The organism is Corynebacterium mycetoides (assembly GCF_900103625.1).
GTDB classification, from domain to species: Bacteria; Actinomycetota; Actinomycetes; order Mycobacteriales; family Mycobacteriaceae; genus Corynebacterium; species Corynebacterium mycetoides.
Map to the genome: position 1 here is coordinate 122950 of NZ_LT629700.1, position 19598 is coordinate 142547.

The 19598-nt window shown below is 68.7% G+C and carries 20 protein-coding genes; 15 read left to right on the forward strand and 5 right to left on the reverse strand.

The genetic code is table 11. The features are described from left to right. Position 1: 1 nt before the first annotated feature. Entirely contained in the window at positions 2–409 is a 408-nt protein-coding gene (locus BLS40_RS00660) for a DoxX family protein (RefSeq protein WP_092147412.1), read from the forward strand. Beyond that, positions 402–1028: a zf-HC2 domain-containing protein gene (locus tag BLS40_RS00665; protein WP_092147415.1), complete on the forward strand. Its 627-nt coding sequence runs from the start codon at positions 402–404 to the stop codon at positions 1026–1028. The genes BLS40_RS00660 and BLS40_RS00665 overlap by 8 nt, the downstream gene beginning before the upstream one ends. Here the strand turns inward: BLS40_RS00665 and BLS40_RS00670 are convergent. Continuing rightward, positions 1025–2557, reverse strand: a complete 1533-nt coding sequence (locus tag BLS40_RS00670) for a dolichyl-phosphate-mannose--protein mannosyltransferase (protein WP_092147418.1) — start codon at positions 2555–2557, stop codon at positions 1025–1027. The genes BLS40_RS00665 and BLS40_RS00670 overlap by 4 nt on opposite strands. Here BLS40_RS00670 and rsmI point away from each other — a divergent pair. From rsmI to BLS40_RS00690, 4 genes are all read left to right on the forward strand, one after another. Next, on the forward strand, positions 2556–3383 hold the full coding sequence (gene rsmI / locus BLS40_RS00675) for a 16S rRNA (cytidine(1402)-2'-O)-methyltransferase (protein ID WP_092147421.1): 828 nt from the start codon (positions 2556–2558) through the stop codon (positions 3381–3383). The two genes, BLS40_RS00670 and rsmI, sit on opposite strands and share 2 nt — an antisense overlap. Before the next feature lie 61 nt (positions 3384–3444). After that, positions 3445–5160, forward strand: a complete 1716-nt coding sequence (locus BLS40_RS00680) for a BCCT family transporter (RefSeq protein ID WP_092147424.1) — start codon at positions 3445–3447, stop codon at positions 5158–5160. 11 nt (positions 5161–5171) lie between these two features. Beyond that, a complete protein-coding gene (gene metG, locus BLS40_RS00685; protein ID WP_092147427.1) occupies positions 5172–7025 on the forward strand; it encodes a methionine--tRNA ligase in 1854 nt (617 codons plus the stop codon). Between the two features lie 5 nt (positions 7026–7030). Continuing rightward, a complete protein-coding gene (locus BLS40_RS00690; RefSeq protein WP_092151987.1) occupies positions 7031–8197 on the forward strand; it encodes an MFS transporter in 1167 nt (388 codons plus the stop codon). Here BLS40_RS00690 and BLS40_RS00695 read toward each other — a convergent pair. Beyond that, positions 8166–8573, reverse strand: coding sequence for a DUF3806 domain-containing protein (locus tag BLS40_RS00695; RefSeq protein WP_092151989.1), 408 nt, complete (start codon positions 8571–8573; stop codon positions 8166–8168). The two genes, BLS40_RS00690 and BLS40_RS00695, sit on opposite strands and share 32 nt — an antisense overlap. A 12-nt stretch (positions 8574–8585) precedes the next feature. On the opposite strand from BLS40_RS00695, the gene BLS40_RS00700 reads away from it, so the two are divergent. The 7 genes from BLS40_RS00700 to ppk2 all read left to right on the forward strand — a co-directional run bounded on the left by BLS40_RS00700 (position 8586) and on the right by ppk2 (position 15412). Continuing rightward, positions 8586–9413 carry a TatD family hydrolase gene (locus BLS40_RS00700; RefSeq protein ID WP_092147430.1) on the forward strand — a complete coding sequence of 276 codons (828 nt, stop codon included), beginning with the start codon at positions 8586–8588 and terminating at the stop codon, positions 9411–9413. Positions 9414–9494: 81 nt separating this feature from the next. After that, positions 9495–10670, forward strand: coding sequence for a resuscitation-promoting factor (locus BLS40_RS00705; protein ID WP_092147433.1), 1176 nt, complete (start codon positions 9495–9497; stop codon positions 10668–10670). A gap of 2 nt (positions 10671–10672) precedes the next feature. Continuing rightward, entirely contained in the window at positions 10673–11527 is an 855-nt protein-coding gene (gene rsmA / locus BLS40_RS00710; RefSeq protein ID WP_092147436.1) for a 16S rRNA (adenine(1518)-N(6)/adenine(1519)-N(6))-dimethyltransferase RsmA, read from the forward strand. Beyond that, positions 11524–12492, forward strand: a complete 969-nt coding sequence (locus BLS40_RS00715) for a 4-(cytidine 5'-diphospho)-2-C-methyl-D-erythritol kinase (RefSeq protein ID WP_092147439.1) — start codon at positions 11524–11526, stop codon at positions 12490–12492. Before rsmA ends, BLS40_RS00715 begins: the two co-directional genes overlap by 4 nt. Continuing rightward, positions 12476–14260, forward strand: a complete 1785-nt coding sequence (locus BLS40_RS00720) for an ABC-F family ATP-binding cassette domain-containing protein (RefSeq protein ID WP_092147442.1) — start codon at positions 12476–12478, stop codon at positions 14258–14260. The genes BLS40_RS00715 and BLS40_RS00720 overlap by 17 nt, the downstream gene beginning before the upstream one ends. 23 nt (positions 14261–14283) lie before the next feature. Beyond that, positions 14284–14607: a putative quinol monooxygenase gene (locus tag BLS40_RS00725; RefSeq protein WP_092147445.1), complete on the forward strand. Its 324-nt coding sequence runs from the start codon at positions 14284–14286 to the stop codon at positions 14605–14607. Beyond that, entirely contained in the window at positions 14600–15412 is an 813-nt protein-coding gene (ppk2, locus tag BLS40_RS00730) for a polyphosphate kinase 2 (RefSeq protein WP_092147448.1), read from the forward strand. Before BLS40_RS00725 ends, ppk2 begins: the two co-directional genes overlap by 8 nt. Here the strand turns inward: ppk2 and BLS40_RS00735 are convergent. Both BLS40_RS00735 and BLS40_RS00740 read right to left on the reverse strand, forming a co-directional pair. Beyond that, entirely contained in the window at positions 15409–15942 is a 534-nt protein-coding gene (locus BLS40_RS00735) for a DNA-3-methyladenine glycosylase (protein WP_092147451.1), read from the reverse strand. The genes ppk2 and BLS40_RS00735 overlap by 4 nt on opposite strands. Then, positions 15939–16727 carry an HAD family hydrolase gene (locus BLS40_RS00740; protein WP_092147454.1) on the reverse strand — a complete coding sequence of 263 codons (789 nt, stop codon included), beginning with the start codon at positions 16725–16727 and terminating at the stop codon, positions 15939–15941. The genes BLS40_RS00735 and BLS40_RS00740 overlap by 4 nt, the downstream gene beginning before the upstream one ends. 28 nt (positions 16728–16755) lie before the next feature. Here BLS40_RS00740 and BLS40_RS00745 point away from each other — a divergent pair, with 28 nt between their 5' ends. Both BLS40_RS00745 and BLS40_RS00750 read left to right on the forward strand, forming a co-directional pair. Further along, positions 16756–17739, forward strand: coding sequence for a 3-hydroxyisobutyryl-CoA hydrolase (locus tag BLS40_RS00745; RefSeq protein ID WP_092147457.1), 984 nt, complete (start codon positions 16756–16758; stop codon positions 17737–17739). A 99-nt stretch (positions 17740–17838) separates the two neighbouring features. Beyond that, positions 17839–19308 (forward strand): glyceraldehyde-3-phosphate dehydrogenase, encoded by a 1470-nt coding sequence (locus BLS40_RS00750; protein ID WP_092147460.1) that lies wholly within the window; start codon positions 17839–17841, stop codon positions 19306–19308. Here BLS40_RS00750 and BLS40_RS00755 read toward each other — a convergent pair. Next, positions 19305–19586, reverse strand: a complete 282-nt coding sequence (locus BLS40_RS00755) for a DoxX family protein (protein ID WP_092147463.1) — start codon at positions 19584–19586, stop codon at positions 19305–19307. The genes BLS40_RS00750 and BLS40_RS00755 overlap by 4 nt on opposite strands. Positions 19587–19598: the final 12 nt, after the last annotated feature.

Below are 19598 nucleotides of genomic sequence, written 5' to 3' on the forward strand. Positions count from 1 at the left end.
CATGAACAGGCCCGCGGTCCGCGACTTCGCACTTCTCCTGCTGCGCGTGGTGCTCGGCGCCGTCTTTGTGGGGCGCGGCTACCGCCGCTGGTTTGAGACCGGGATGGGCGAGACCGCCCGCCAATTCGCGCAGTGGGCCGTCCCGCAGCCGCGGGTAAGCGCCTACCTGGCGGGAACGGTGGAGCTCATCGGCGGCTCCCTGCTCATTATCGGGCTGCTGACCACCCTGGTCGCCGGCGTGCTGGCGCTGTTGGCGGCCTCTGCGGCGTACTTCGTGCACATGGGCAACGGCTTTTTCGCCGAGGCCGGCGGCGTGGAATACCCGCTCGTGCTGGTTGCGGCGCTGTTTATCGTGGTCGTGTTCGGCGCGGGGCGGGCGAGCCTCGATGGGGTGCTGACGCGTGCTTAGCCATGAGGAGGTGCGGGCCGCGCTGTCGGCGCGCGTGGACGGGGAAGACACCGGGCTTGATGATGACGTGGTCGACGCCCACGTCAGCCACTGCGCCTCCTGCCGCGCCTATTACGACCGCGTGCTGTCGCTGTCGCACAACTTGCGGTTCGTGGAGGCGGACGGCGGGATGGCCCCGCCGGAGGACTTGTCACAGCTGATCTTGGACGGGGTGGACGACGAGTGGCGCAGAATCTCCCGGCGCCGCACGGTGTGGCTTGCCCTGGGCAGGGTCGCGCTCGTTGTTCTGGCGCTCGTGTGGGGCGTGTGGGCGGTTGACGGCCTGGTCCAGTCTCCGGCCCAATCCCTCGGCGCGGTCGAGCAGGCGGCGGGCAAGCTCGGGGTGGCCAGCGCGCTGCTGTTGTCGGCGGCCCGGCCGGGCCAGATCCCCGGTGTCGCGCTCGTGGTGGGGACGATGTTCACGTTCAGCCTGGGGTTCGCGATCCTTGATGGCGAGCTGGCGGGCCACCTGCTGGTCCTGCTGCCCACCCTCGTTGCGCTCGTGGGCATGCTGGCGGTCGACCGCTGGCACCGGGTGAGCCACGTCTGGCGGATGCTCGGGGCGGACCCCAGGGGCTAGGTCCAGCTGGGAAGCCACATGATGGCGTTGTAGGAGCTCTCCGGGATGCGTAGCCCGTAGAGGATCGGCGCGAAGTAGACGAACATGCCGATCACCAGGGCCATGTAGCCGATCACGGCGAGGTGGCCCGAGGTGATGGGGTAGCCCGCGGCGCGGCGCACGAGTGCGCTGCGGACGGGGCGGCCGAGGCCCGCCACAGCGCCCAGCGCAAGCGCGATGAGCACGATGGAAAAGGGTGCGAGAGCAGCGGCGTAGAAGAAGTACATCTGGCGGTCGAACGCCGCGAGCCAGGGGATAAAGCCCGCCGCGAAGGCCACGACCGGCACGATGACGCGGTAGTCCCGCCGGGTGAGCCACACCCACCCCGACCACGCCAGCACGGGCACGGTGACCCACCAGATCGCGGGCGTTCCGAAGAGGAAGATCATCTCGCGGCATGTCGAGCCGCCGCACTCGATGTCGGTGGCGGAGGAGTACAGGATCGGCCGCGCGCCCACCAGCCACGCCCACGGCTTCGAGTCCCAGGGGTGCGAGTGCCCGCTTGACGACGTCAGGCTGGCGTGAAACTCCGCCACCGAGAGGTGGTAGTACAGCCAGCTGGCCACCGCGTCCGGCAGCGCGCCGAGCCAGGGCCAGTCCGACCCGGCGACGGTGCCGTCGACGGCGGCGTGGCGGTACACGGACGTCTCCGAGGCGAACCAGGCCCGCCAGGACCAGATGTAGAGCAGGGCGGGGACGAGCACGATCGAGGCGAGCGCCGGGGGGACGTCGTGAAGCAAGGTAGACCTGACGGGTCGGGCCTCGCCGCGGCGCCGGCGGAGCCACAGGTCCCAGAACGACGAGAGCAGGCCGAAGAACGCGATGTAGTACAGGCCGGACCATTTCACGGACAGCGCGAGGCCGAGGAGCACCCCGGTGGCGAAACGCCACCAGCGGACGCGGCGCGGGGCGAACGCAGCCTGCCGCATGTCGCCGGCGAGGGTCCACGCGGCGGCGACGACGAAGAAGACCTGGAACACGTCGAGCATGCCGAACTTGGAGGTCACCAGCAGCACGCCGTCGAATACGGCGAGAAGGCCGGCGAGAAACGCCAGTGTGGTGGACTGGCTCAGCCGCCTGGCCAGCAGGAAGGTAAACACCACGATGCCGACCCCGAACAGCGCCGGCATGACCCGCCAGCCGAGCGGGGTGTAGCCGAAGAAAACCTCACCAATGGCGAGCAGCTGCTTTCCCAGCGGCGGGTGGACCACCAGCCCGAAGGCCGGATTGGACTCGATGCCGCCGATAACGGGGTTGCCCGCCGAGCGCACCACGTCCCACGCCTGGGGCACGTAGTGCTTCTCGTCGAAGATCGGGGTGCCCCCGGCCGTCGGCTGGGTCAGGCCCAGAAATCGGGTGAACAGCGCGAAGCCGGCCACGATGGCCAGCGCCACGGTGTCGCGCCGCGCCCACCGCACCGCCGCGGGCAGGATCACGGGTCTGGGGGAAATAACCGGAGTCACCCCCGGGATATTACCCTTGGACCACATGGGTATCGTTCTGGCGGCCACGCCGCTCGGCAACCTCGGCGACGCCTCCGCCCGGCTCGTCGAAGCCTTGGAGTCGGCCGACGTCATCGCCGCCGAGGACACGCGCCGCACGCGCCAGCTCGCGGCCGCCCTCGGAATCGAGCTGAAAGCCAGGGTCGTCTCCAACTTCGACCACAACGAGGACAGCCGGGTCGCCGAGCTTATCGACGCCGCCCGCACCGGCACCGTCGTCGTTGTCACCGACGCGGGCATGCCCCTCGTCTCCGACCCCGGCCACTCGGTCGTCTCCGCCGCCCACGACGCCGGCGTGCCGGTCACCTGCGTCCCGGGGCCGTCCGCGGTGACCACCGCGCTGGCGTTGTCGGGCCTGAACGTGGGCCACTTCATCTTCGACGGCTTCGCCCCGCGCAAGGCGGGCGCGCGTCGCGCCTGGCTGGAAACGCTCCAGGGCGAGCACAGGGCGGTGTGCTTCTTCGAGTCCCCGCACCGGATCGCGGCCACGCTTGCCGACGCCGCGGACGTCCTGGGGCATGCGCGGCGCGCGGCCGTGTGCCGGGAGCTGACGAAGACCTACGAGGAGGTCCGGCGCGCGCCGCTGGGGGAGCTCGCCGCGTGGGCGGCGGACGGGTTGCGCGGCGAGATCACGGTGGTGATCGAAGGCGGGGAGGCCACCACCCCGGACAGCGCCGCGCTGACCGACCTCGTTCTCGAGCGGGTCCGCGCAGGTGAGCGGCTCAAAGACGCGGTCAAGGAGGTCGCCCGGACCCACGGGGTGAAAGCCGGCGAGCTCTACGATGAGGCGCTCGTCACCCGAAACTCCAATTAGCTTTCCCCTATCTTTCGGGTAACCTGCCTATCGCCTGAACACCGTCAGAAGGAGAGCAGGAATGTCAGAAAGAGTTTCAGAGACAGGAGAGGCAAGCGCCACCAGCGAGCTGGCTGCGCTCATCGAGGCGGACGGCCGCGGCGACACCGGGCCCGTCGCGCCCGAGGGCACGGTAGAGCTGGCGGCCGAGGACTCCAACGCGCCGATCGACTACAGCATCGTCATCCCGCTGGTGCTCGTCGTCGCGGCCGTGGTGGCGTGGGGCCTGCTCGGCACCGCCAACTTCTCCGAGTTCGCCGATGCCTCGTTTACCTGGGTGATTGAGAACTTGGGGTGGGCCTTCGTCCTCTTCGGCACCGTGTTCGTCGGCTTCGTGATCGTGATTGCGCTGTCGAAGTTCGGCTCCATCCGCCTCGGCGGCGCCGACGAGCAGCCGGAGTTCTCCACGACCTCGTGGGTCTCCATGATGTTCGCCGCCGGCATGGGCATCGGCCTGATGTTCTACGGCGCCTCCGAGCCGCTGAGCATGTACCGCGACGGCGTCCCGGGGCGCCCCAACCACGAGGTCGGCGTGTCCATGGCGCAGACCATGTTCCACTGGACGCTGCACCCCTGGGCCGTCTACGCGGTCATCGGCCTCGCCATCGCCTACTCCACCTTCCGCCTCGGCCGCAAGCAGCTGCTGTCCAGCGCCTTTGTCCCGCTCATCGGCCAGAAGGGCGCCGACGGCGTCCTAGGCAAGGTGATCGACGGCCTCGCCATCTTCGCCACCATTTTCGGTACCGCCTGCTCGCTGGGTCTCGGCGCGCTGCAGATCACCTCGGGCCTGAAGGCCTCCGGGTTCGTCACCTCCCCGTCGACCCAGCTCACCATTGGCATCGTCTCGGTGCTCACGCTGGCGTTCCTGCTGTCCGCCGTTTCCGGTGTCGGCCGCGGCATCCGCTGGCTGTCCAACTTCAACATGGTCATCGCTGCGGTGCTGGCCATCTTCGTCTTCGTCGTCGGCCCGACCGTGAGCATCCTCAACATGCTGCCGACGGCGGTCGGCTCCTACATCGACCAGTTCTTCGTCATGGCGGCACGCACGGCGGAGAGCGCCGACGGCGAGGCGGGGGAGTTCCTCTCCGGGTGGACCATCTTCTACTGGGCGTGGTGGATTTCCTGGTCGCCGTTCGTCGGCATGTTCCTCGCCCGCATCTCCCGCGGGCGCACGATCCGCGAGTTCTGCCTCGGCGTGATGCTCGTGCCTTCGGTGCTGTCCACCATCTGGTTCTGCATCTTCGGCGGCTACGCCATCAAGCTGGAGCAGGAGGGCAACTCCATCTACGGCTCTGGTGCGGCCGAGGAGCAGCTGTTCAACCTGCTGCACACCTTGCCGGGCGGCTTCTTCATGGGCGTGTTCGCGGTCATCTTGCTCGGCACCTTCTTCATCACCTCGGCTGACTCCGCCTCCACCGTGATGGCCTCGATGTCGCAGAGCGGCAAGACCAACGCCAAGCCGTGGCTGGCCGCCATCTTCGGGCTGGGCACCGCCGCTGTCGGGCTGATGCTGCTGGTCAGCGGCGGCAGCGACGCGCTCAACGCGCTGCAGTCCGTCACCATCGTGGCCGCCACCCCGTTCCTGATTATTCTGGTCGCGCTCATGGTGGCGATTGTCAAGGACGTGTCCAACGACACCATCTATCTGGATAAGAAGGAGCAGGAGCGTTTCGCCCGGCAGCTCGCCGTGGAACGCCGCCGCCACCGTGAGCGCTTGGCGTCGCGGAGGCGTCGGTAAGCTTAGGTGCCATGACTACTGATGAGACCTCGGTGAACGTCCTCGTCTGCGTGGCCTGGCCCTACGCCAACGGCCCGCGCCACATTGGCCACGTCGCCGGATTCGGCGTCCCCTCCGACGTCTTCGCCCGCTACCAGCGCATGGTGGGCAACAATGTGCTCATGGTGTCGGGCACGGACGAGCACGGCACCCCGCTTCTGGTCCAGGCGGACAAGGAGGGCGTGACGGTCAAAGAGTTGGCGGACCGCTACAACGCGCAGATCGTCGAGGACCTCGCGGGCCTCGGCCTGTCCTACGATCTGTTCACGCGCACGACAACGCGCAACCACTACGCCGTCGTGCAGGAGCTGTTCAAGGGCCTGCACGCCAACGGATACATGGTCAAGGAGACCACCAGCGGGGCGATTTCCCCGTCCACGGGCCGCACCCTGCCCGACCGCTACATCGAGGGCACCTGCCCGATCTGCGGAGCAACCGACGCCCGCGGCGACCAGTGCGACACCTGCGGTAACCAGCTCGACCCGGCGGACCTTATCAACCCGGTGTCCAAAATCAACGGGGAGACGCCCGAGTTCGTGGAAACCGAGCACTTCATGCTCGATCTGCCCGCGCTTCACGACGCCTTGAAGGCGTGGCTGGAAACCCGCGAGGACTGGCGCCCCAACGTGCTGAAGTTCTCGCTCAACCTGCTCGAGGACATGCGCCCGCGCGCGATGACCCGCGACATCGACTGGGGCATTCCGATCCCGGTCGAGGGGTGGCAGGACAACCCCTCGAAGAAGCTCTACGTGTGGTTCGACGCGGTGGTGGGCTACCTGTCCGCCTCCATCGAGTGGGCGGCGCGCTCCGGGAACCCGGACGCCTGGAAGGCGTTCTGGCAGGACCCGGCCACCGAGGCCTACTACTTCATGGGCAAGGACAACATCACCTTCCACTCGCAGATCTGGCCGGCCGAGCTGCTCGGCTACGCCGGCAAGGGCGCGGCGGGCGGGACCGCGGGGAAGCTCGGCGAGCTGAACCTGCCCACTGAGGTCGTGTCCTCGGAGTTTCTCACCATGTCGGGTTCGAAGTTCTCCTCGTCGAAGGGCGTGGTGATCTACGTCAAGGACTTCCTCGCGGAGTTCGGCCCCGACCCGCTACGCTACTTCATCGCGGTCGCCGGGCCGGAGAACAACGACACGGACTTCACCTGGGATGAGTTCGTCCGCCGTGTGAACAACGAGCTCGCCAACGGCTGGGGCAACCTGGTCAACCGCACCGTGTCCATGGCCCACAAGAACTTCGAGGAGGTCCCGGCGCCCGCCGAGCTCACGGAGTCGGACCAGCGCATCCTCGACTTGGCGGAGAGCACCTTCGCCGAGGCCGGCGCGGACTTGGGCGAGGCGAAGTTCAAAAACGCCATCACCAAGGTTATGCACGTGGTGGGCGAGGCCAATGCCTACATCGCGGAGAACGAGCCGTGGAAGCTGGCCAAGGACGCCTCACAGCGCGACCGCCTCGCCACCGTGCTGTGGACGGCGCTGCAGGTGGTCTCGGACTGCAACGCCATGCTCACCCCGTTCATCCCGCACACCGCGCAGAAGGTCCACGAGACCCTGGGCCGCGACGGCGTGTGGGCAGCGTCCCCGCGCGTGGAGGAAGTAGTCGACGATGTCCACGCGGAGGGCGTCGAGCTCGTGGGGGTGGGCCTGCCCGAGGAGGGCCAGACCTACCTGACCATTACCGGCGACTACGCCGGGCAGAAGGCGACGTGGGGCCGCGTCGAGGTGACGCCGGGCACGACGCTGCCCAAGCCGCAGCCGCTCATTGCCAAGCTCGATCCGGAGCTGGGGGAGACCGGCCCCGCGTGGGCGCCGGTGCAGTAGCGGCGATGTCGATCGTCCTGCGGTTCGTGGCGGTGTTTACCGCCGCGATCAATCTGCGCGCCGGGATGGCGTCGATAGGCGCCGTGCTCGACGACGTCGTGGCCCACTACGGCGCCCCGGCGTCGCTCGGCGGGGTGATCACCGCGATGCCGGGCGCCATGTTTTGCATCTTCGGCCTCGCCGCGGTGCCGCTGGCCCGCCGGGTGGGCCTGTCGCCGACGCTGCTCGCCGCGGGCGTGGCGACGGCCGCCGGGCTCCTCCTGCGCCCGTTCGCCCCGCTGATGTCCCTGTTCATTCTGGGCACGGTGTCCGTCGCCGGCGGAATCGCGATGGTCAACGTGCTGCTGCCGGCGTGGATCAAGAAGTACGGCGGCCGCCACATGGTGGCGATGACCGCCACGTACTCCGTCGCGCTGTCCCTGTCGGCGGCGTTGGGCCCGCTCAGCGCCCTGTTCACCGACTCGTGGCAGGTCGCGCTGGGAGCCTGGGCGTCCACCGCGCTGCTCCAGGTCGCGGTGTGGGCGGTGGTGGTTGGCCGCGCAGGTGACGACCGCCCCGAGCAGACGGGCGCCGCCGGGGCGGCGGGGATGCACCGCTCGCCGACGGCGCTGGCGCTCATGGTGTTCTTCGGGCTGCAGTCCATGAACGCCTATGTGCAGATGGGGTGGCTGCCCTCGATGCTCACCGAGCAGGGCGTGTCCGCCTCGACGGCCACGCTGGGCCTCGCGCTAATCGGCCTGCTCGGCGCCGGGGGCGGCCTGCTCCTGCCGGCCGCGGTGGCGCGAATACGCACGCTCACGCCGCTGGTCATCGCGTTCGGCCTCGCCAGCGCAGCGGGCTACGTCGGCATCCTCGTCGCCGCGGAGGCCGCGCCCATCGTGTGGTGCGTGCTGCTGGGGTTGGGCGGCTGGTGCTTCCCGCTCGCGCTGGCTCTCATGCCGGCACGCACCCGCACGGTGCTCGGCACCGCCCGCCTGTCGGGGTTCGTGCAGCCGGTCGGCTACGTGCTCGCGGCCGCGGGACCCCTGCTCGTGGGCGTGGCCTACGGCCAGCTCGGGTCGTTCGGCCCCATCCTCGTGGTGCTCGCCGCGCTGTCGCTGGTCATGGGCGCGCTCGGGATTGTCGCCTCGCGCAGGGTGTTTATTGAGGACGAGCTCGCAGGAAATGAGTGAGGAAAGCGGTGAGCCGCCCCGGCTCGTCGTCCTCGAAGCGGGCGTCCACGACGACGATGGGGGCGGTGTAGCGCTCGGGGCTCTCGGCGACCACGAGGTCGGTGCCGTAGTCGTCGCTGAGCAACTGCCAGGCGAACCCGTAGTCGCGCACGAGGCTTTCCCCGAGCGCGGTGCCGTAGACGCGGGCGACTTCGCCCCGGGAGAAGGTGCGTTTGAGGTCGGGGTCCCGGGAGAGGTACTCCGTGATCACGGTCTCGAATGACGCGGCGACGGCGTAGGCGTCGCCGCCGATGCCGCGGGCGGCGGCCTCGTCGAGGTCTCTGTCAATCTGGGAGCGGGTGGCGGAATCAATGTCGGTGAAATTTTCGGATGCCATAAGCTTCATCCTATGAGCAGAAAGCCCCGCCCGATTCCCGTTCCCGCCGAGCCCGTCGCCGGGCTTGTCGACGCCCACACGCACCTCACCTCCGTCGGGGACGCATCCCGGCTGGCAGGGCTGGTGGAGCGCGCCGCCGCGGCTGGGGTGGAGCGCATGTGCACCGTCGGTGACGGGCTGGAGGAAGCGGAGGCGGCGCTTCAGGCCGCCCACGACAACGAGCGCGTGTGGGCGGCGTGCGCGATTCACCCGACGCGCGCGGGCGAGCTGGACGCCGCCGCCCGCGAACGCCTCACCGCGCTGGCCGCCGACCCGCGCTGCGTGGCCGTGGGGGAGACCGGCATCGACACCTACTGGCTCACCCACGACCCGGAGAACACAGCCTCCCTCGAGGTGCAGGAGGAGGCGTTGCGCTGGCACATCGATCTGGCGGTGTCCACCGGCAAGGCGCTCATGATCCACAACCGGGAGGGGGACGCGGAGCTGCTGCGGATTCTGGCCGATTCCCCGCGCCCGCGCGAGGTGATGCTGCACTGTTTTTCCTCCCCGGTCGACGTGGCGCGGGAGGCCATTGACAGGGGTTACGTGCTCTCGTTTGCGGGCAATGTGACGTTCAAGCGCAACGCGCACCTGCGCGAGGCGGCGGCGCTGGCACCGGCGGGGCAGCTGCTCATTGAGACGGACGCGCCGTACATGACACCGGAGCCGTTCCGCGGCGCACGCAACGAGCCCGCGCTCATCGGGCACACCGCCACGGTGGTCGCCGCCGAGCGGGGAGTGGCGCCCGCGGAGCTGGCCGCGCAGCTGGGCGAGACCTTTTCACGGGTGTTCGCGGTCTAGCCGGCGGCTTGTAAACACCCTTTCGTTACCGTATTGTTACAGCGACTGCCGTACCAAGCACCAACCTGAGGGATATTTTTCATGGCTGCGAAGCGCATCAACTCCACCACTGCTACCTCCTCCGCCGCGTCCGCCGCGCGCCGCGTGCTCGCCGGGAGCGTCGCGGGGGCCGTCGTCGTCGGCGGCGCGTCCGTCGCCGTCGCCGCTCAGAAGAACGTCACTGTGGACGTCAACGGCGAGGCATCGACGGTGCGCACCTACTCCTCCGACGTCGAAGGCGCATTGCAGGCCGCTGGCGTGCAGGTCGGGGCCGCCGACCTCGTCTACCCCGCGCCCTCGGACGCGGTGAAGTCCGGCGACACCGTCACCGTGCGCACGGCGAAGCCGGTCGCGCTCGTGGTCGACGGGGTGGAGCGCCAGCTGACCTCCACCGCGGCCACCGTGGCAGACCTCGTCGATGAGGCCGGCCTCACCGCCGCCTCCGCCGTCGACGTCAACCCCGACCAGCCGGTCAGCGACGGGATGACCGTCGACGTGACCACGCCGAAGATCGTGTCCATCAACGACGGCGGCACCGTGATCTACACCTCGGAGGCCGCGAAGTCCGTGGGCGACTTGCTCGCCGCGCGCGGCATCACCTTCGATACGAACGACCGCCTCAACCACCCGCTGGACGCCCCGGTGGAGCCGAACATGCAGATCGTGCTCGACCGCGTTGACGTGTCCGAGCGCGCCGAGACGGTGGAGTTCGACGCCCCCGCCACCTACGTTGACGACGCCAACCTCGCCGCGGGCACCGAAGAGGTGCGCAAGCAGGGGGTCAAGGGCGTCAAGCAGGTGATCCACCGCACCGTGACCGTCAACGGCGTCGTGGAGTCCACCTCCGTGGCGAAGGAGAAGGAGACCCGCCCCGCGGTGCCCGCCACAGTCGCCCGCGGCACCAAGGTTGCAACGACCGCCGCATCCCAGCCCGCAGCAGTCGCATCTGCGTCCGCGCCCGCCGTCGCAGGCGGGTCCGTGTGGGACACGCTCGCGCAGTGCGAGTCCGGTGGCAACTGGTCCATTAATACGGGCAACGGCTACCACGGCGGCCTGCAGTTCAGCGCCGGCACGTGGGCGGCCTACGGCGGGACGCAGTACGCGCCCACCGCCGACCTGGCGACCCGCGAACAGCAGATCGCCATTGCGCAGAAGACCCAGGCAGCGCAGGGCTGGGGCGCGTGGCCGGCGTGCACGGCGAAGATGGGGCTGCGCTAGTAGTGGCAGATTCCCACCTGCTCGGCCCCGTCGAGGTGCGCCAGCTCGCCGGGGAGCTCGGGGTCACGCCCACGAAGAAGCTCGGGCAGAACTTCGTCCACGACCCGAACACGGTGCGCCGCATCGTCGCGGCGGCGGAGCTGACGGGCGACGACGTCGTCGTCGAGGTGGGCCCGGGCCTGGGCTCGCTGACCCTCGGCCTGGTGGACACCGTGTCCCACGTCATCGCCGTCGAAATCGACCCCAGGCTGGCGGGGCGCTTAGCCCAGACCGTCGGCGAGCGCGCCGCGGAGTACGCCGGGCGCCTCGAGGTGGTCACCACCGACGCCCTGCGTGTCACGCGCGCGCAGGTATCCCGAATGCCCACGGCGCTGGTGGCCAACCTGCCCTACAACGTATCCGTGCCGGTGCTGCTGCACATGCTGGAGGAGTTCCCCACGATCCGCCGAGTCCTCGTCATGGTGCAGAAAGAGGTCGCGGACCGGCTCGCCGCGGAACCCGGCTCGAAAATTTACGGGGTGCCCAGCGTCAAAGCCTCCTTCTACGGCCGCGTGAGCCGCGCCGGGGTGATCGGCAAGAACGTGTTCTGGCCCGCCCCCAACATCGAGTCGGGGCTCGTGCGAATCGACGTCGACGCCTCCGTCGACCGTTCACTGCAGCCCCGGGTTTTTCCGCTTGTCGACGCCGCGTTTGCCCAGCGCCGCAAAACCCTGCGCTCCACGCTGTCCGCCGCCTTCGGCTCCACCCAGCGCGCCGAGGAGGCGCTGACCGCCGCCGGGATCGACCCCGGCCTGCGCGGCGAGCGGCTCTCGGTGGATGACTTCGTCCGTCTCGCCGAGGCGGGTGTGAACAGGTGATCGTCGAGTTCGCTGCGTCGGCGCCCGCCAAGGTCAACCTCCACCTGGGCGTGGGGGACGTCCGCGCGGACGGGTACCACGACCTGACAACCGTGTTCCAGGCGGTCAATGTGCGCGAGACCGTGCGCCTGACGGTGGACACCGAAGCGGAGCGGGTGACACAGGGTCCGGTTGTGACCGGCATGTCGACGCGTTTCCGGATCCGCGAGCCCGGCGAGGACATTGACACCGAGAAGAACCTCGCGTGGCGCGCCGTCGAGGCGGTGGCGGCCGAGCACCGGCGCACGTTTTCCGCCCCGCTGCCGCCGGTGCGGATCGCGGTGGACAAGCGCGTGTTCGTCGCGGGAGGGATGGCCGGCGGTTCCGCGGACGCGGCCGCGGCGCTCGTGGCCGCCAACGAATTCATCGCGGAGTTCGGCGGCGGCCGGCTCACCGATGACACCCTCGTGCGTCTCGGCAAAACGCTCGGCGCGGACGTTCCGTTCTGCCTGATGGGCGGCACTGCGCTGGGCACGGGCCGCGGAGATGACCTCGTGGAGATGATGGCGCGCGGGGAGTACGCGTGGGTGTTTATCAACCCTGGCCTCGCCCTGCCGACGGGGCAGACGTTTTCGCGTCTCGACGACATGCGCCACGACAACCCAGCGCTGGTTCCGCACATGGACACCACCGCACTCGCGCAGGCCCTGGTCACCGGCGATCCGCGCCGCGTGGCCGCTGCGCTGCACAACGACCTCGAACCCGCGGCCGTGGCGCTGCGCCCCCAGCTGCGGCGCCTGCTTACGGTCGCGTCCGAGTACGGTTTGAACGCGGTGGTCTCCGGCTCGGGCCCGACGGTGGCGTTTTTGGGTGCCGACTTCCTGAAGGCGTCCAACGCCTGCAACGAGATCCTGGACAACTACCACGAATACGAGGCGGTCGTGGCCGCCGGCCCGGCTGAGGGAGCCCATGTCGAATCTGATTAACCTTGAGAACGTGTCCAAGTCGTGGGGGCTAAAAACCCTGCTCGACTCCGTCTCGCTCGGCGTGCAGACGGGCGAGCGCATCGGCATCGTCGGCGTCAACGGCGGCGGCAAGACCACCCTGCTCGAGGTGCTCACCGGCATCGAGGCACCCGACGCAGGGCGCGTGTCCCACACCTCCGATCTGCGCATGGCCGTGGTCACCCAGCGCTTCGATCTCGACGAGGACCTGAACATCGGCCAGGCCGTGGTCGAGCCGCTCGGTGTGCACACCTACCAGTGGGCCTCCAACGCCAAAGTGCGCGAGGTGCTCGAGGGCACCGGCGTGGCCGAGCTCGGGCTGGACACGCGGGTGGGGGATCTCTCGGGCGGCGAACGCCGCCGCGTCAACCTAGCCGCGGCCCTCGTGCAGGATCTCGACCTGGTGGTGCTGGACGAGCCGACGAACCACCTCGACGTGGAGGGCGTGCAGTGGCTCGCCGAGCACCTGCTCGCGCGCAAGATCGCGGTGGTGGTGGTCACCCACGACCGCTGGTTCCTCGACACCGTGGCTACGCTGACGTGGGAGGTCCACGACGGCACCGTCGACGTCTACGAGGGCGGTTACAACGATTGGACGTTCGCCCGCGCCGAGCGCGCCCGCCAGGCCGACGCCATCGAGCAGCGCCGCCAAAACCTGGCCCGCAAGGAGTTGGCCTGGCTGCGCCGCGGCGCTCCCGCGCGCACCTCGAAGCCGCGCTACCGCATCGAGGCGGCCGAGGCGCTCATCTCGAACGTCCCCGCGCCCCGCGACACCGTCGAGCTCATGGCGTTTTCACGGCAGCGGCAGGGCAAGATCGTCATCGAGCTCGAGGACGCGCGCGTGGAGACGCCGGACGGCCGGATGCTCGTCGACCACCTGACGTGGCGCCTCGCGCCGGGCGAGCGCATCGGTCTCGTCGGCGTCAACGGCTCCGGCAAGACGACGCTGCTGCGCACGCTCGCCGGGGAGTACCCGCTGGCCGCCGGCAGGCGCGTGGAGGGCAAAACCACCCGCATCGGGTGGCTGCGCCAGGAATTGGACGATCTCGACCCCTCCCGCCGCGTCATCGACGCAGTCGAGGACGTGGCCAACTACATCCAGCTGGGGAACAAGGAAATTTCCGCCTCCCAGCTCGCCGAGCGCCTCGGGTTCTCGCCGAAGCGCCAGCGCACGCCCGTCGGCGACCTCTCCGGCGGTGAGCGCCGCCGCCTGCAGCTCACCCGCGTGCTCATGGGCGAGCCGAACGTTTTGCTTCTCGACGAGCCCACCAACGACCTGGACATCGACACGCTCCAGGAACTCGAGGACCTGCTCGACGGCTGGCCCGGCACGCTCGTGGTGATCTCGCACGACCGCTACCTCATCGAGCGCGTCACGGATGTCAGTTACGCGCTGTTCGGCGACGGGACGCTCACGAACCTGCCGGGGGGAATCGAGCAGTACCTCTCCCGCCGCGCCGCCGACGCCGCGCAACCGGTCCCGGCCGATGCCGGGGAGAAAGAGCGCGGGGCGGGCGTCGAAAAGCACAAGCACGAGCTGCGCAAGCAAATGAACGCGGTTGAACGCAAGATTGCCAAGGCCGATGGCCAGGCGGAGGCGATCGAGGCGGAGATCGCGCAGATGTCGGCTCTCGCGAGCCCGGACTTCGCGGCGATCGGGGACAAGACCGCCGAGCTTTCCCGCGTGCGCGCCGAGCGCGAGGAGCTGGAGACGGAGTGGCTGGAGCTGGGCGAAGCGCTGGAGGCCTGAGCCGCCCGCGTACGCTTGGCACCATGATCCTGATCAACGTCAAGTTCCAGCCCCTGCCCGAAAACGTGGACAACTTCCGCGAGCTCGTCACCGACTTCACCGACGCCACCCGCGCCGAGGACGGGTGCCTGTTCTTCGACTGGTACCGCAGCGAGGAGAACCCCGCGGAGTACATCCTGGTCGAGGGCTTCGAGGACGACGCCGCGGAGGCCCACGTCACCTCCGCCCACTTCAAGCGGGCGCAGGAATACTTCCCGACGATCCTCGCGCGGACCCCGCAGATCATCAACACGCTCATCGAGGGCAAGCGCGACTGGGACACGATGGCGGAGTTCACGGTTGAGTAAGCTTTCACGACAGGCATACGAAAAGGAGCTGGCGCGGCTGCAGGCCGAACTTGTGGCCATGCAGCACTGGGTTGTCACCACCGGCGCGCGCCTGGTCATCGTCATGGAGGGCCGCGACGCCGCCGGCAAGGGTTCCGCCATCAAGCGCATCACGCAGTACCTCAACCCGCGCACCTGCCGGATTGAGGCGCTGCCGAAGCCGACCGAGCGCGAGCGGGGCCAGTGGTACTTCCAGCGCTACGTGGAGCGGCTGCCCGCTGCCGGGGAAATCGTCATCTTCGACCGCTCCTGGTACAACCGCGCCGGGGTCGAGCGCGTCATGGGCTACTGCACCTCGCAGGAGTATCGCCGTTTCCTCCACCAGGCCCCGATCTTCGAGCGCCTGCTCGTCGAGGACGGCATCATGCTGCGCAAATACTGGTTCTCCGTGTCGGACGAGGAGCAGTACGACCGTTTCGTGGCGCGCCGCGACGACCCGCTGCGCCGCTGGAAGCTCTCCGCGACGGATATCGAGTCCATCTCCAAGTGGGAGGACTACTCGCGCGCGAAGGACGAGATGTTCGTGCACACCGATATCCCGTCCGCGCCGTGGTACACGGTGGAGTCCGATGACAAGAAGCGCTCCCGGATCAACGTCATCTCGCACCTGTTGTCCACGATCCCCTACGAGCACCTCGAACAGGACCTGCCGGAGATCCCGCCGCGGCCGCCGTCACACGGGTACGAGCGCCCCCCGCGCACTGAGTTCCGTTACGTGCCCGACGTCGCGGCCGAGCTCGAGGCCAAGAAGAAAAAGAAGAGCTAGCGCCGCCGGGGCCCGGAGACCGTCGGATCCCCCGGGATCCAGAACCGCAAGGGGGCGTCGGCGTTCTTGGAGATGCCGATGCGCGGGCCGGCGACCCACTCGGGCTCGGCGGTGCGGGGCAGAAGGGTGACGGGGGTGCCGTTGTCCTCGAGCGCGAGCCCCAACGCCTTGCCCAGGTTGCCGGGGCCGCGCGCCAAGTTCTCGGCGCGCTGGCGTCGGGCGAGGGCGAGTTCCACGCCGTCGACAACCTCCCCCGCGCGCATGAGGCAGCCCTGGCCCGTGCCCTCGGGGGCGCACACGATGTTGCCGTTGAGGTGGATGCCGTAGGAGAGGTAGACGTAGAGCCGGCCGGGCGGGCCGAACATCGCGGCGTTGCGCCGCGTCATCCCCCGGAAGGTGTGGGACGCCTCGTCGCCCGCGCCCAGGTAGGCCTCCACCTCCGTCAGACGCACGGTGACCCCCTTGTGCTGGATGTAGCACCCGAGCAGCTGCGGGGCGACGACGTCGGCGCTGCGCGAGAAGTCGATCACTGCTCCAGCCACCGCCCGATGCGCCGCAGCGCGCCGTTCTCGTCGTTGGTCTCCACCACGTCGTCGGCGATGCGCTTGAGGTCCTCGTGGGCGTTGCCCATCGCCACCGCCCAGCCGGCGGCCTCGAGCATGGCGTAGTCGTTGAGGTAGTCGCCGATCGCGGCGGTGTCCTCGCGGCGCACACCCAGCTTCTCGGCCAGCGTCCGGAGCGCGACTCCCTTGTTCACCTCCGGGGGCATGATGTCGATCCAGTGCTTCGAACTGACCACGGGGTTGAGCTCGGGGACCAGGCGCTGGAGGTCGGGCAGGACGTCGCGCTCCGCGTCCCCGGCGGCGTAGACGGCGATCTTGACGGTGTCGTCCGGGTCGCCTGCCAGGGCGTCGGCAAGCGAGCTCACCTGCTGGTTGGCCAGGTAGTATTTGTCCACCTCGGCCTGGAACTCCGGCGGCATGCCCGCGCGGGTGTAAGACACCTCCGGCTTGCACAGCACCGCCTGCTCGAGCGCGTCGACGACGCGGCGCACCGAATCGACCGGCAACGGCCGCACCGACACGATCTCTCCGCGGTGCCACACGACGGCGCCGTTCTCGGCGATGAAGGTGTCGGGCTCATCGCGGGAGAACATGGCGCGCAGCGTGGCCAGCTGGCGCCCGGAGGCGGGGGTGATGGCCATGCCCGCCTCCCGCGCGCGGGGGAGCAGATCCCAGAACGCATCCGGGATAGATCCGGTGGAGTCGAGGAGTGTTCCGTCCATGTCGAGTGCGACGATTTTGGGTGCGGGCATGCCCACCTTTCGTGTAACACTGGTGATTATGAACCAGCCTGTGATAACGGACGTTGTGAACCATACCGGAGTGCTCACCCTCGACCGCCCCAAGGCGCTGAACTCGTTGAACCACGAGATGGTGCGGCTGATCGCGGAGGCGCTGGAGCGCTGGCGTGACGACGCCTCCGTCCACCAGGTCGTGATCCGCTCCTCGAGCAAGCACTTCTGCGCCGGCGGCGACGTCCGCGCGGCGCGCGACGGCGTGCTCTCCGGCCGCACTGACGAGGTCGACGCCTTCTTCAGCGACGAGTACGCGCTGAACCTGGTGATAGCAAACTACCCCAAGCCCTACATCGCTCTGGCCAGCGGCGTGATTATGGGCGGCGGACTCGGCGTGAGCGCGCATGGCTCGCACCTAGTTGTCACCGAGGACGCGTTCGCCTCGATGCCAGAGATGAACATCGGCTACATCACGGACGTGGGCATGAGCTGGAAGCTGCAGCACCTGCCGAAGATGCCCTCGCAGGCCCTGGGTACCTATCTCGCGCTGACGGGCTACCGGCTCACGCCCGACGACATGCTCGCCACCGGGCTGGCCACCCACAAGGTCTCAACCCTCGACGGGCTGGTGGAGCGCATTGCCGACGAGGGCGTGGGTGCGCTGGACGCCGTCGCCCTCGAGCCGGGGCACTCGGCGCTCACCGACCGCCTCGGCGGCATCGAGGAGCGCTTCAGCGGGTCCTGGGCCGAGATCTCCGGCCGCCTGAACGACGAGGACAAGGAGCTTCTCGCGCAGGCGTCCCCGTCCGCGCTAGTCGCGGCAACCCAGCTCTTGCGGGCCAACGCCACGCTCGACCTCGCGCAGGCCCTGGACAACGAGCGCGCCCTGGCCGCCGTGATGTACCGGGAGCCGGATTTCGCGGAGGGGGTGCGGGCGGTGCTGGTGGACAAGACCAACGACGCGCGCTTCGCCCCCGAGCCGAGCCCGGAGAAATACCGCGACGCCCTCGTGCACGGAGGTAGCAATTAAGGGGTAAAGGAAGGGGTAAAGGCCGTCTCACCATGCCCGATTGGCTAGACTAGGGGGGGTCTCAACCGTACCCCCGCTACCACCAAAGGAAACCGCGCCGTGACTGCACCTGCCGCATCGACCGCTCCCCAGAACGATTGGAACCACAAGCTCACCCTCGCTCAGGAGATGCTGCCGCTGATCAGCCAGCTCCACCGCGAGAACAACGCTGTGACCTCCATCTACGGCCGCATTCTGGTCGGGGTGACCGACGTCGACATCATCAAGGCCCACCGCTACGCCCGCCGCATCGTCGAGCGCGAGCTGTCCCTGGATGAGACGCTGCCGATTTTGAAGGAGCTCGTGCAGCTGGACCTGGGCACCAGCTCGATCGACCTGGGCCGGCTGGCCAAGAACTACTCCCGCACGAACGGCGCCGACCTGCGCTCCTTCCTGGAGGAGGAGCTCGCCGGCGCGATCGGCACGGCGAAGAAGACCGAGCCGCGCGATGTGGTGCTCTACGGTTTCGGCCGCATCGGACGCCTCCTGGCGCGCATCCTCATCGCCCGCGAGGCCACCTACGGCGGCGTACGCCTGCGTGCCGTGGTGGTGCGCAAGAAGGGGGACGACGACATTGTCAAGCGCGCCTCCCTGCTGCGCCGCGACTCGGTGCACGGCGCCTTCAACGGAACCATCACCGTCGACCACGACAAAGAGATCATCTGGGCCAACGGCACCGCCATCCAGATGATTTACTCGGACGACCCGGCCTCGATCGACTACACCGCCTACGGCATCCACGACGCAATCGTGGTGGACAACACCGGCAAGTGGCGCGACCGCGAGGGGCTGTCCAAGCACCTGGAGTCCAAGGGCGTGCAGAAGGCGCTGCTCACCGCGCCGGGCAAGGGCGACGTGCGCAACATTGTCTACGGCGTCAACCACCAGGACATCACCGACGATCCTTCCGACAACGTCCTGTCGGCCGCCTCCTGCACCACCAACGGCATCACCCCCGTGCTCAAGGTGATCAATGACCGCTACGGCGTGCGCCACGGACACGTGGAAACCGTCCACTCCTACACCAACGACCAGAACCTGGCGGACAACTACCACAAGGGCCCGCGCCGCGGCCGCGCCGCAGGACTGAACATGGTGCTCACCGAGACTGGCGCGGCTAAGGCCGTGTCCAAGGCGCTGCCGGAGTTCGAGGGCAAGCTCACCGGCAACGCGATCCGCGTCCCCACCCCGGACGACTCCATGGCGGTGCTGAACCTGGAGTTGGACAAGGAAGTGGAAAAGGACGAGGTCAACGAGTTCCTCCGCCGCGTCTCCACCGATTCCAACCTGCGCCAGCAGATCGATTACATCAATTCCCCCGATATTGTCTCGACCGACCTGCTCGGCTCCACCCACGCCGGCGTGGTCGACGGTTTGGCCACGATCACCTCCGGCAACCACCTCGTTCTCTACGTCTGGTACGACAACGAGTACGGCTACTCCAACCAGGTGGTCCGGATCGTGGAGGAAATCGCGGGAGTGCGCCCGGAGATCTACCCCGAGCGCAAGGATCCCGCCGACATCCGCTAGCGGGTTCGCGCGTTCCTGTTGTTCAGCAGGGCGTCCACGCTGTAGAGGCCGGCGCCGGCCGCCGCGAGCGCGAGCGAGGCCGCGGCGATGGCGCCGACGAGCTCGACGGTCGCGGCGATGGCGCTGGTGAGGCCCGGTGCGGGCACGCCCATTCCGGCGAACGCCTCGCTGGTGCCGGCCAGGGTCCACTCGTTGAACCTCTGCCAGCCGTGGGGGATGAGGATCACGCCCAGGAGGACGCGGGAGAGAAGCAGGGAAATATTCTTGAACGTTGTCATGTCGACAATAAA